Raw genomic sequence first — 12,246 nt, forward strand, 5'->3', positions numbered from 1 at the left:
TCATAGCCGGGTCGAAAAACGATAGCCGGTGCCGCGCACGGTCTGGATCAGATGTTGATGAGACTCCCCCAGCGCCTTGCGCAGGCGGCGGATATGCACATCCACGGTGCGCTCCTCGACATAGACATTACCCCCCCATACCTGATCCAGCAGTTGGCCCCGGGTATAGGCACGCTCCTGATGAGTCATGAAGAACTGTAACAGGCGATATTCGGTAGGCCCTATCTCCAGCGCCTGGCCTTTGGACGATACCCGATGACTGACGGGGTCGAGCAACAGGCCCTCGACCTCCAACGCCTCCTCGATGCCGCGAGGCGTGGTGCGACGCAGGACCGCCCGTAGCCGGGCCACCAACTCTCGGGGTGAAAACGGCTTGGTGATGTAATCGTCGGCACCGGCTTCAAGGCCCAGTATCTTGTTGTCTTCCTCGCTTTTGGCGGTGAGCAGAATGATTGGCAGCTCGCTGGTGACCTCTTCGCGCTTCAATCGACGCGCGAACTCGATGCCACTGGTGCCCGGCATCATCCAGTCGAGAAGCAACAGATCGGGTTGCTCATCCACGATCAGGGCATGGGCCTCCTGGGCGTTGTTCGCTTCCAGGACGCGGTAATCCGCCATCTCCAGCGCCACGGCGATCATCTCGCGAATGGCGGCTTCGTCATCGACGATGAGAATGGTCTTGGCAGTCATCCATTGGCCTCGTTGAAACGCGAAGCGAACCTGCGTTCAGGTTGCTTCGCAATGACAGGACGACGACGATTACACCGCGTATACATGACAACCGTATGACAAGCTCTTTTCAGACCGGCCAGAGTTCCAGGACCAACCCCGCACACACCACCAACCCTGCCCAGTGATTATTGAGAAACGCCTGAAAGCAGCGTTCCCGGGAGCGATGACGGATCAGCCAGTGCTGATAGACGAAGATCAGCGCCATCGCCCCGAGCCCCAGCCAGAAAAAGCCTCCCAGCGCAAGGCGGGCGCCGATGACGGACAGTAGCGTCAGGGTGGCCAACTGCAACAGGCCGATCATCAGCCGGTCGTAATGGCCGAACAGCACCGCAGTGGATTTGATACCGACCTTGAGGTCGTCATCGCGATCGACCATGGCGTACTCGGTGTCGTAGGCCACCGTCCAGGTCAGATTGGCACAGAACAGGAGCCAGGCTTCCACGGGAACCGTTTCCAGCACGGCGCCGAAGGCCATGGGGATCGACCAGGAAAACGCCGCACCGAGAAACAGCTGCGGCCAGTGGGTATAGCGCTTCATGAAGGGATAGATAAACGCCAGCGCCACGCCACCGAGAGAGAGCATCACGGTAAAGACATTGGTGAAGCACACCAGCAGGAAGGCGGCGAGCACCAGACCGGCGAAAAGCCCTTTGGCCTCGTTTTCGCCGATCCGCCCGGTGGCCAGGGGACGTGCCTTGGTGCGCTTGACATGACCATCCCAGTGGCGATCCGCATAGTCGTTGATCACGCAGCCGGCGGCGCGCATCAGATAGACCCCTGCGACAAAGATCAGCAGCGTGCCCCGGGCTGGTACACCATCGGCAGCAACCCATAGGGCCCACAGCGTCGGCCACATCAGCAACCAGGTGCCGATCGGCCGGTCTAGACGCGTCAACTGCAGGAAGTCGGGCAGGCGGCCAAGGCCGCGCAGGTGTGTGGCTTGAACCATGGAAGTCTCCGAAAGCCAATCGCGGGCCCAGTCTAGCGCCTAGGCAGTTTCAGATCATCCGCCATGCGCGCAAGGAAAAACTCCTGTACCAATACCTGGAAGCGGCCATGGCGAAACAGCGAACGCCGCCCCCAGGGACCGGGCTTGGCAGAATGGAAGGGCGCCGGCTGCCGGGTTATCTCGATCGGGCCTCGCTCGAGATCCGGCTGGCGGAACAACCAGCTCCCCAAGGAGCGTTCGCCCAGTTGCCTCAGACGCTGCCCTTGCAGTGAACTCAGTGGTGCGACGGAGCGAGCCACGACCCAGGGGTGTCCACCGACACACAAGGCCACTTCGCGCCGCCAGACTCGCTGGGCAAAAGGAATGTTCAGCGCCATGGCCTCGTCTCGGCGCGGCCGATCCAGACGTTGCACGAGCAAACGGACATTGAATTCACCATCCGCCGCATCGATCAAGCGCTGTGTGAGCGAATCCGTGGAAGCGATCCAGTGCCACCAGTCGCTGCTCATGGCCGGTCGCCAGGCGGCGGCGGGCCTCCAGGACACTTTCAAGAATGGGTAGGATCGATGTTCGGCGCTCACATGGGCTCCGGGTCAAAACAAGGGGCGGTAGTGTATCATGTGGCGTTTATTATGAATCGCCTGGCAGGAGTTCCATGAGCGTACCCTTGACCGTTCTCGGCACCGGCATGGCCGGACTCGGGCTGGCTCGCCAGCTGCGTGCCCGGGGCTCGGAGCGTCCGATCACGCTGATTACCGCGGACAGCGGCGACGACTATTCCAAACCCTTGCTCTCCACCGGTTTTGCCAAGAAGATGCCCCCCCAGAGGCTGGTCAGCCGTGATGCCCTGCAGGCCGCCGATGAGTTGCAGGCGGTCCTGCGTACCCACACCCGGGTCGATGCCATCGATACACAGGTCGGCCAACTGGCGCTGGGCAGCGAGCGCCTTGTCTACGGCGAGCTGGTGCTGGCCACCGGTGCCGCTCCCCGGCCACCCTTTGACATCCCCGAGTCTCTTGGCGGGCGTGCCTTCACCATCAACGATCTCGATGATTATCGTGCTTTTCATGCGGCCTTGATGACGCTAGGTCGTCCCGGGCGAGTGGCCATCGTGGGTGCAGGGCTGGTGGGCTGCGAATATGCCAACGACCTGCGCGCCGGCGGTCATGAGGTGGTGATGATCGCACCGGAAAGCACGCCGTTGATGCGGCTTCTTCCGGAGCCGTTGGGCCGCGCGCTGGGGGAGGCGTTCATGGACATCGGCATCGACATGAAGCTGGGTCGTGTGCTCGAAGAATTGCAGGGCGAGAAGGCCGGTGCAGCGCTGACGCTCGATGACGGGTACTCCCTGGAGGCCGATCTGGTACTGATCGCTACCGGCTTGGTGCCGCGCATTGAACTGGCGCGTCAGGCAGGACTCGAGGTCAGTGCCGAAGGCATCCATACCGATCGCTACCTGCGTACCTCGGTGCCCGGTATCTATGCCCTGGGCGATGGCGCCTGCGTGGCCGGGCTCAACGCCATGTATGTCCAGCCACTCCAGGCCAGTGCCAAGGCCCTGGCGGCCACTCTGACGGGAACCCCGACGCCGGTCAGCTATGGCGCCTGGCCGATACTGGTCAAGACACCGGCCTGTCCAGTGGTGGCGTTACCCCCTCGTCAAGCCCCCGCACGCTGGCGCGTCGAGGGTGAAGGCGCCGACCTCACGGCCATTGCCGAGGATGAGGAGGAGAACGTGATCGGCTTTGCGTTGACAGGGCGCTGTGTGCGGAGGAAAGTCGAACTGGCGCGAGCCGCGCCCGCGCTGTTAGTCTAAGCGCGTAATGACTTTTCGTTGGCATTAATAATGCTGAGAAAAGTAATTTCGTAATTATTTGTAGAATAATAATGGATGGTGAACGTTACCATCTTGTCACAGCTAAACTCATCAGGAGTGCTACATGCGTAAGCCAGAACTCGCCGCGGCAATTGCCGAGCGTGCCGATCTTTCCAAGGATAAAGCCAGTCAGGTACTCAACGTGATTCTCGATGAGATCACCGGCACCGTTGCCAAGGGCCAGGACGTCTCGCTGATCGGTTTTGGTTCGTTCGTGGTACGTGAACGCGCCGCCCGTACCGGCAAGAATCCTCAGACCGGTGCGGCACTGAAGATCCCTGCCAGCAAGACCGTTGCCTTCAAGGCCGGTAAATCTCTCAAGGATGCGGTTGCCAAATAGGCAGGACACTATTGGGTGAGCGTGCAGCTCATGTGTCGAATGCTCCTGGAGCTTGTCCACGATCTAGTGAGTGGGTATCGAATAAAGTGAAACTGGTTTCAACGCCGTATGTTCGCACTGCAATAGATCAAGAACGGGCTCTTCTTAGTGTGCCGGCTGTACGACAGCCGGCAGTTTCTTCCTACCGCTATCGGTAATGCCATGAAGCTGAAACTGATCTTGTGGCTACTCGGTGTGATGTTGAAACGTGCCAGGCGCGGCAATCGGCGCTTTCGCGAAACCCTCGATGATCTGCGCAGTCTGGACTGGGGGATTGCCACCGAGGACCTGAGCATTGCACGCCATTACCGCATGACCTCGGATGCCATCGAAACCGGACCAGGCTTGCCGGTGGATCTCGATCTCGAGTTGCGCTTTCGCGATGCCGAGGCCGCTATTGCCATTTTGAAGAAGCCCACCCAGCGCGCCTTTCTCGACGGCATGATGGAGGGCCGCGTACGTCTGGTCGGCGATTCGAAGGATCTGACGAAACTGCAGAAGCTGTTGCAATATCTGCGCTAGGCTTGCCTCTAAACCTGCCCGTAACGTCCCGCTTCCTCGCCTAACCAGCGGCGAATCAATATTTCGCTGGCGTCTGGGGCTTCTTCCAGTAACGCCTTGGCCAAGGGACTGACTCGTTCCAGCAAATCCTTGTCGCGCTCCAGATCGGCGATCTTCATCTGGGCCAGTCCTGTCTGGCGAGTACCCAGGACTTCGCCGGGACCGCGCAGTTCAAGGTCCTTCTCGGCGATGCGAAAGCCGTCGGTGGTCTCGCGCATCACCCCCAGGCGCTCCCGGGAGTGGGCCGACAGCGGTGGATGATAGAGCAGTACGCAGAAGCTCTCGGTGCCGCCACGCCCGACCCGACCGCGCAGCTGGTGCAACTGGGAAAGGCCCAAACGTTCGGGGTTCTCGATGATCATCAGGCTGGCATTGGGCACGTCGACTCCCACCTCGATCACCGTAGTCGCCACCAGCAGATCCAGTTCACCGGCCTTGAAGGCATCCATCACCTCGGCTTTCTCGGCGGCCTTCATGCGCCCGTGAACCAGGCCGACGGCCAGTTCCGGTAAAGCCTCGGTCAGGGCGTCCCGGGTCGCCTCGGCGGCCTGGCACTGTAGCGCTTCCGACTCCTCGATCAGGGTGCACACCCAATAGGCCTGCCGCCCCGCTGCGCAGGCACGACGAATGCGCGCGACCACCTCAGGACGGCGTTCGTCGGGCACGGCGACGGTCTGCACGGGGGTGCGCCCCGGGGGGAGTTCGTCGATCACGGATAGATCGAGATCCGCGTAGGCGCTCATCGCCAGGGTTCGGGGAATCGGCGTGGCGGTCATGATCAGCTGATGCGGCGTCAGGCCGCCGGCCTCGCCCTTCTGACGCAGTGCCAGGCGCTGATGCACCCCAAAGCGATGCTGTTCGTCGACGATGGCCAGGCCCAGACGCTTGAAGTGCACATCCTCCTGGAACAGCGCGTGAGTGCCCACCGCCATCTGCACGCGACCATCGGCAATGGCCGCCTTGGTATCGAGACGCGCCTTGCCCTTGAGCTTGCCGGCCAGCCAGGCGACCTCGATGCCCAGCGGAGTCAGCCAGTCGCGAAAATTACAAAAGTGCTGTTCGGCGAGAATCTCCGTGGGTGCCATCATCGCCGCCTGGCAGTCGCCGGCGATGGCCTGGAGCGCGGCCATGGCGGCGACCACGGTCTTGCCCGAGCCAACGTCACCCTGCACCAGGCGCAACATGGGTGTGGCAGTCTCCAGGTCCCGGGCGATCTCATCGAGCACTCGGCGTTGAGCACCGGTCAGGGCAAAGGGCAACTGGGTGAGAAAGCGTGCCTGCAGGCCACGTCCGGACGGTAGCGACGGTGCGCCATCGGTCTGGATGCGCAGACGCACCTGGCGCAGACTGAGCTGATGGGCGAGCAGTTCCTCCAGCGCCAGACGGCGCTGGGTGGGGTGGGTGCCACTGGCCAAGCGCTCGAGATCCGCATCCGGCGGCGGCTCATGTAGATAGTGCAGACAGGCGTGTAGTTTGGGTAGCCGGAAACGCTCGCGCAGCGGTTCGGGAATGCCGTCCGGCAGTGACTGCGGATATTGGTCGAGTGCCTTGAGTGCCTGAGTGATCAGGCCACGTAACCGCGCCTGGTTCAGCCCTTCGGTCGTCGGGTAGATCGGTGTCAGATGCTCTTCGACCGGCGCGTCGTCCTGACGTAACAGGCGGTATTCGGGATGATAGAGCTCGAGGCCAGTGGCGCCGGCTCGGGCTTCTCCGAAGCAGCGCACATGTACCCCTCGAGCAAACTGCTGCTGCTGGGCCGGGGAAAAATGAAAAAAGCGCAGGCTGAGAATGCCGGAACCATCCTTGAGCCGCACCAGCAGGCTGCGCCGTCGCCCCTTGACCACCTCCGCGGCGCAGACTTCGCCGTCCACCACTGCTTCCTGACCGGCGCGCAGGGTGGCGATCGGGGTGATGCGCGTACGATCCTGATAGCGTAGCGGCAGATGGAACAGCAGATCGGCAACCCGCTCGATGCGCAGTCGCTCCAGCTTGGCGGCCATAGCATCCCCGACGCCGGCCAGGGTAGTGACGGCTTGATCAAGCTCAGTCCGATTCATGTACTGATTCATGCCGGCACGGCGTCCGGTTGGTCCTGATAAGCGTGCTTGACGGCGTCGATCAGCACATCGACGGCCTTGGGTCGCGGAAAGCTGGCGCGCCAGGCCACCGCCACGGTGCGACTCGGCGCTTCTGGAGTGAAGGGGCGGCTCTCCAGCATGCCGGTTTCGTAGTGCCCGGTGCCGATCGCGGATTGCGGCAACACCGTGATGCCCAGCTTGGAGGCGACCATATGGCGAATGGTTTCCAGAGAGCCACCTTCCGCGGTCAGGGTGTTGGAGGGGCTATTCAGTTGAGCGCTGATCGCCGGGCACGCCTCGAGAATCTGATCGCGAAAACAGTGACCTTCTCCGAGCAGCAGCAAGCGTTCCTTGAGTAGATCCTCTTTGTCGATGCTGGTCTTGTGTGTCCAGGGATGATCGCTCGGGATCAGCACTTCGAAGGGCTCTTCATAGAGGGGCCGAGTGACCACATCGACCTCGGTGAAAGGCAGTGCGACGATGATCGCATCGAGTTCGCCACTGCGCAGTTTATGGCGTAAATTGGCGGTGAAGTTTTCCTCGATATAGAGCGGCATGTGCGGCGCCATGCGCGCCAGTTGAGGAATCAGATGTGGAAACAGATAGGGCCCGATGGTGTAGATGGCGCCGATACGCAGAGGGCTGCTCAGTTGATCCTTGCCTTCGCTTGCCAGCTCACGAATGATGCTTGCCTGTTCGAGCACCCGCTGGGCCTGTTCGACGACCTTCGCACCCAAAGGCGTTACCTGAACGGTCGCCTTGGAGCGCTCGAAGAGCGCTACCTCGAGTTCGTCTTCGAGCTTCTTCACCGCCACGGACAAGGTGGGTTGCGAGACGAAGCAACGCTCCGCGGCACGCCCGAAATGCCGTTCCTGGGCCAGGGTTACGATGTACCGGAGTTCTGTTAGAGTCATGATTGGGCCCTAAGGGCTTCCTGTCGATTCGATGGATTATGTTCGTTTTACCAAGGAGCCAGGTAAAGGTGAAGAATACGTGTTTGATTCTCGGCTGTGGCGATATCGGCAAGACATTGGGAACCCAGCTGATCGAGGCGGGCCATCGCGTGATCGGTGCGCGCCGCAACCCCGAGGAATTGGCCGCTAGTGGCATCGAGCCATTGGCCATCGATCTCAACGATCCGGAATCGCTCAAGAACCTACCGGATGCCAACATCGTCATCTATGTCGTCAGTGCCGATCGCTTCGACGAACAAGCTTACCAGGCCGCCTACCGGGATGGCCTGAGAGCGGTATTGGCCGAACTTGACCAACGCACGCATAAACCGGCGCGGATGTTCTTCGTTTCATCGACCAGCGTTTATGCCCAGCAGGACGGCGAGGCTGTCGATGAGAACACCCTGACTCAGCCGACGGGATTTGCGGGTCAACTGATGCGCGAAGCCGAACAGACCCTCATCGCCCACGATCTGCCCGGCACCGTGGTGCGTTTCTCGGGCATCTATGGTCCGGGGCGCGACCGGCTCATCCAACAGGTACGCGAAGGACGCATTGCCGCGGCCACCCCGCCCATGTACTCCAATCGCATCCACCGCGACGACTGCGCCGGCGTACTGTCGCATCTGATCGCCAAGACCTTGAACGATGAGCCCCTTGATGAGCTCTATCTGGCCAGCGACTGCGAGCCGGTACCCTTGCACGAGGTGATGGCCTGGCTGGCCAAGCGTCTCGAGGTCGAGACCCACGAAGTCATTCAGTCGCCACTACGCCGGCGCTCCAGCAAGCGCTGCGACAATTCTCGCCTGCGCGAGACCGGCTACGAGTTCCGCTACCCAACCTTCCGCGAGGGCTACGCTCAAGTCCTTGCGAGTGCCCACCAAGGTCGTTCACAGAAGGCGTGATACCGCCCCGCCACCCGCTGGTGGCGGGGTTCGGTGTCTCAATCACCGAGCACCATGACGGCCTCTGCCTCGAACTGGCTTTTCTTGGGCAGCGCCTTGATGCCTACGGCTGCTCGGGCTGGGTGGGGAGCGGTGAAGAACTCTTCCATGATCTGATTGACCACGCCGAAGTTGTCCAGATCGACCAGATACAGATTGAGTTTGACGATATCCTTGAGCGAGCCGCCGGCTTCCTCGCAGACCGCGCGGAGATTGGTGAAGACCTGACGGACCTGATCCTCGATATCACCGGATACCAGCTCCATGGTCTGGGGATCGAGGGGAATCTGACCGGACATATAGACCGTATTGCCGGCCTTGATGGCCTGTGAATAGGGGCCGATGGCAGCGGGTGCCTTTTGGGTCTGGATGATGGCCTTGTTACTCATGGGTGACTCCTCGTCATGTTCATCGGAATAAAAACGATCACCCGGTCGCAGACATGGGCGACAGGGTGATCATGGATTATCAATTGTGGACGCGGGTGACCTTGTCTACATTATGCAGATTGCGAATGCGCTTGATGATTCGTGCCAGATGCACTCGGTCTCGTACCGCCAGGGTCAGATTGACCAGTGACAGGCGCGCATCTCGCTCCTCGATTCCCACTCGTTCGATATTGGCATCCGCGTCTGTTACCAGGCTGGCAAGCTCGGCTACCAGCCCACGACGCGATTCCATGGCAATACGCAGCGCCACGGGAAAATCGCCGCTGATGTCCGGTGACCACTCCAGGGTCAGCAACTTATCCGGCTCATTACGTAATTCGATGATATTGCGACAGGCGCTACGGTGCACCACGATACCCTTGCCTACCGATAGATGCCCAATCACTGAATCGCCCGGCAACGGATGACAGCAACGGGCGAAGCTGATGACCATGCCCTCGGTGCCGTTGATGGTCACCGGCCCTTCCAGCCCCGTCACCGCATGTGCTATTTCCTGACGCTCGCCGTCCACCAAGCGTCGCGCCACCGTGTGGGCCATACGGGTGCCCAGGCCGATGGACTCGAGAAGATCATCGATATGCGCCATGTCCAATTCGCTGAGTAGCCTCAGCACCGGCTCGTCGGCAAGGTCTTCGAGGCTGGTGGCATAATCGGCCAGAGCACGATTGAGAAGACGTTGACCGAGCTGAATGGATTCACTGCGCTGCTGATTCTTGAGGGCGTGGCGAATCGCCGAGCGTGCCTTGGCGGTAACGACGAAATTCAACCAGGCCAAGCTCGGGCGCGCCCCCGGTGCGGTGATGATCTCCACCGTCTGGCCGCTTTCCAGACGTGTCGATAAGGGGGCCAGGTGGCGATCGATGCGACAGGCAATGCAGCTGTTACCGATGTCGGTATGCACCGTGTAGGCGAAATCCACTACCGTGGCGCCCTGCGGCAGCTCCATGATGTCGCCGCGGGGGGTGAAGATGTACACATCGTCCGGGAATAGATCGTTCTTGACGTGTTCGATGAACTCCAGGGAATCCCCGGCCTGGCGCTGCATCTCGAGTAGACCGCGCACCCATTCTCGAGCCCGGGCGTGGCTGCCCAACGCGATAGGGTGCTCGGTCTGACCGGCCTTGTAGAGCCAATGGGCGGCAATACCGTTGTTGGCCATCGCCTCCATCTCGCGAGTACGAATCTGCACCTCGATGGGAATGCCATTGGCGCCGAACAGCGTGGTATGCAGGCTCTGATAGCCGTTTGCCTTGGGGATGGCGATGTAATCCTTGAAGCGCCCCGGCACTGGTTTGTACAGATTGTGTACGGCACCCAGAATACGATAGCAGCTATCGACATTGTCGGTGATGATGCGAAAACCGAACACATCCATGATCTCGGCGAAGGGTTTGCGCTGATCGCGCATCTTGCGATAGATCGACAGGAGATGTTTCTGGCGTCCGATCACGGTACCGTGCAGGTCATCGTCATCCAGGCAGTTCTGTAGCGTGGTCTGGACCTGACGAATCATCGTGCGGCGATTGCCCCGAGCCTTGGAAACGGCACGCTTGATGCGTTCGGCACGCATCGGGTAAAGCGCTTGGAAGGAGAGATCCTCGAGTTCGATACGGATGGTGTTGATGCCCAGACGCCCGGCGATGCGGGCGTAGATTTCCAGGGTTTCCCGGGCGATACGGCGCTTCTTGTCGGGGCGCAGCGCACCCAGGGTACGCATGTTATGCAGGCGATCGGCGAGCTTGACGATGATCACGCGGATATCCTGGGACATCGCCATGACCATCTTCTGAAAGTTCTCGGCCTGAGCGACCGCCTTGTCCTCGAAGGTGATCTGGGTCAGCTTGGAGACGCCATCGACCAACTCAGCCACCGGCTCGCCGAACTGGTTGGCCAGGGCCGTCTTGGAAATACCCGTGTCTTCGATCACGTCGTGCAGCATGGCGGCCATCAGGCTCTGATGATCCATGTGCATGTTGGCGAGGATATTCGATACCGCTAACGGATGAGTAACGTAGGGCTCACCCGAGCGCCGATGCTGGCCATCATGGGCCTGTTCGGCATAGTAGAAGGCGCGCTTGACCTGCTGAATCTCGTCCAGAGGAAGATAACCGCCAAGGCGATCAGCCAGGTCATCGATGGTGAACATACAGGGCGCCTATTCTGAAGATCTACGTCAAGAGCCACGAATCTTGTATACCCTATCCTGAATCTCCACGACGCTAGACCGCAAGTCCTGCCGGCGCTTGGCAAACGCCGGGGTCGACGTCTTTCTTGGGATGGCGTTGCCGCCTGATCTCTATATACGCTATCTATGTAAGCTATACAGGCACGTCGGAATCGTAGCTGACAGGCTCGGGCCGAACGCGAACCGGCGCCTCCACGGGCTCATCGAGAACGTTCTCGTCGATTTTGCCGGCCGCAATCTCGCGCAGCGCCATGACCGTGGCCTTATCATTTTCCCAAGGCAGTAATGCATCGCGGGAGCCTCGGGCCAGCTGACGAGCGCGCTGGGTGGAGATCATGACCAGCTTGAAACGGTTTTCGACATTCTCAAGGCAATCTTCAACGGTAACTCGCGCCATGGATAGTATCCTGATGTGCTGTTCGTACAGGCGGCGACTACGAAAAACAGCGACCCGTAACCGACGCCAATTGAATGGGTAGGACCGAGTAGTCTACTCGACCCCTTCACTATGAGACAAGAGCGCCTGAAGGAGCGGGCCCTGGCGTTCTCGAACCCGCTCCAGACGCGAGCGCTCGGCAAGCACCAGGCCTACCAATTGGTCCCGAGCAGCACCGAAGTCGTCATTGACGATGACATGAGCGTATTCAGCGAAATGCGACATCTCGCTGACGGCATCGCGCATGCGCCGGTCGATCGTCGCCGTATCGTCGGTGCCACGGTTCGACAACCGTTCCCGCAGTGCTTCCCGAGAGGGGGGCAGGATGAACACCGACACCGCCTTCGGCATTTGCTCGCGCACCTGACGCGCGCCCTGCCAATCGATCTCGAGAATCACATCCTGACCGGCAGCAAGCAGTGCCTGCACCGCCGGTCGCGAGGTGCCGTAGTAATTGTCGAATACCTGGGCATGCTCGAAGAAATCGCCGCGCTCGATCATGCCCTTGAAGGTGGTGACATCGACAAAGTGATAGTTGAGGCCATCGATTTCGCCGGGCCGCATCGCTCGAGTGGTGTGCGAGACCGACACCTGGATGCCGTCCAACTGCGCGAGCAGCGCACGCACCAGGCTGGTCTTGCCGGCGCCGGAAGGAGCAGAAACGATGTAAAGTGTACCGTGGGACATGAGCAAGCCCGGTTGAA

General features: G+C 60.6%; 13 protein-coding genes. 4 read left to right on the forward strand and 9 right to left on the reverse strand.

Annotation, left to right across the window (positions count from 1 at the left end; all coding sequences use genetic code 11):
- The 3 genes from phoB to ACPF7Z_RS14445 form a co-directional block, all read right to left on the reverse strand.
- On the reverse strand, window positions 1–690 hold the full coding sequence (phoB, locus tag ACPF7Z_RS14435; protein WP_425193951.1) for a phosphate regulon transcriptional regulator PhoB: 690 nt from the start codon (window positions 688–690) through the stop codon (window positions 1–3).
- A 109-nt stretch (window positions 691–799) separates the two neighbouring features.
- On the reverse strand, window positions 800–1,681 hold the full coding sequence (gene ubiA, locus ACPF7Z_RS14440; protein ID WP_425193952.1) for a 4-hydroxybenzoate octaprenyltransferase: 882 nt from the start codon (window positions 1,679–1,681) through the stop codon (window positions 800–802).
- Window positions 1,682–1,713: 32 nt separating this feature from the next.
- On the reverse strand, window positions 1,714–2,190 hold the full coding sequence (locus ACPF7Z_RS14445) for a chorismate--pyruvate lyase family protein (protein WP_425193953.1): 477 nt from the start codon (window positions 2,188–2,190) through the stop codon (window positions 1,714–1,716).
- A 146-nt stretch (window positions 2,191–2,336) separates the two neighbouring features.
- On the opposite strand from ACPF7Z_RS14445, the gene ACPF7Z_RS14450 reads away from it, so the two are divergent.
- From ACPF7Z_RS14450 to ACPF7Z_RS14460, 3 genes are all read left to right on the forward strand, one after another.
- Window positions 2,337–3,497, forward strand: a complete 1,161-nt coding sequence (locus ACPF7Z_RS14450; RefSeq protein ID WP_425193954.1) for an NAD(P)/FAD-dependent oxidoreductase — start codon at window positions 2,337–2,339, stop codon at window positions 3,495–3,497.
- Window positions 3,498–3,621: 124 nt separating this feature from the next.
- Complete coding sequence (locus ACPF7Z_RS14455; protein WP_425193955.1) at window positions 3,622–3,897, forward strand: HU family DNA-binding protein; 276 nt, start codon at window positions 3,622–3,624, stop codon at window positions 3,895–3,897.
- A 201-nt stretch (window positions 3,898–4,098) separates the two neighbouring features.
- Window positions 4,099–4,458: a hypothetical protein gene (locus tag ACPF7Z_RS14460; protein ID WP_425193956.1), complete on the forward strand. Its 360-nt coding sequence runs from the start codon at window positions 4,099–4,101 to the stop codon at window positions 4,456–4,458.
- Window positions 4,459–4,466: 8 nt separating this feature from the next.
- On the opposite strand, the gene recG is transcribed toward ACPF7Z_RS14460, so the two are convergent.
- Window positions 4,467–6,554, reverse strand: coding sequence for an ATP-dependent DNA helicase RecG (gene recG, locus ACPF7Z_RS14465; RefSeq protein ID WP_425193957.1), 2,088 nt, complete (start codon window positions 6,552–6,554; stop codon window positions 4,467–4,469).
- 8 nt (window positions 6,555–6,562) lie between these two features.
- The gene (locus ACPF7Z_RS14470; RefSeq protein ID WP_425193958.1) at window positions 6,563–7,489 is read right to left on the reverse strand and encodes a hydrogen peroxide-inducible genes activator; all 927 of its coding nucleotides are present in this window, start codon (window positions 7,487–7,489) and stop codon (window positions 6,563–6,565) included.
- Window positions 7,490–7,557: 68 nt separating this feature from the next.
- On the opposite strand from ACPF7Z_RS14470, the gene ACPF7Z_RS14475 reads away from it, so the two are divergent.
- Window positions 7,558–8,433 (forward strand): NAD-dependent epimerase/dehydratase family protein, encoded by an 876-nt coding sequence (locus ACPF7Z_RS14475; protein ID WP_425193959.1) that lies wholly within the window; start codon window positions 7,558–7,560, stop codon window positions 8,431–8,433.
- A gap of 38 nt (window positions 8,434–8,471) precedes the next feature.
- Here the strand turns inward: ACPF7Z_RS14475 and ACPF7Z_RS14480 are convergent, their stop codons facing one another.
- From ACPF7Z_RS14480 to gmk, 4 genes are all read right to left on the reverse strand, one after another.
- A complete protein-coding gene (locus ACPF7Z_RS14480; RefSeq protein ID WP_425193960.1) occupies window positions 8,472–8,861 on the reverse strand; it encodes a RidA family protein in 390 nt (129 codons plus the stop codon).
- Between the two features lie 79 nt (window positions 8,862–8,940).
- The gene (gene spoT, locus ACPF7Z_RS14485) at window positions 8,941–11,067 is read right to left on the reverse strand and encodes a bifunctional GTP diphosphokinase/guanosine-3',5'-bis pyrophosphate 3'-pyrophosphohydrolase (RefSeq protein WP_425193961.1); all 2,127 of its coding nucleotides are present in this window, start codon (window positions 11,065–11,067) and stop codon (window positions 8,941–8,943) included.
- Between the two features lie 172 nt (window positions 11,068–11,239).
- Window positions 11,240–11,503, reverse strand: a complete 264-nt coding sequence (rpoZ, locus tag ACPF7Z_RS14490) for a DNA-directed RNA polymerase subunit omega (RefSeq protein WP_425193962.1) — start codon at window positions 11,501–11,503, stop codon at window positions 11,240–11,242.
- A gap of 93 nt (window positions 11,504–11,596) precedes the next feature.
- The gene (gmk, locus tag ACPF7Z_RS14495; RefSeq protein WP_425193995.1) at window positions 11,597–12,229 is read right to left on the reverse strand and encodes a guanylate kinase; all 633 of its coding nucleotides are present in this window, start codon (window positions 12,227–12,229) and stop codon (window positions 11,597–11,599) included.
- Window positions 12,230–12,246 lie beyond the last annotated feature (17 nt).

Source organism: Halomonas sp. GXIMD04776, assembly GCF_049808615.1.
In the GTDB taxonomy this organism is placed as follows: Bacteria; Pseudomonadota; Gammaproteobacteria; order Pseudomonadales; family Halomonadaceae; genus Modicisalibacter.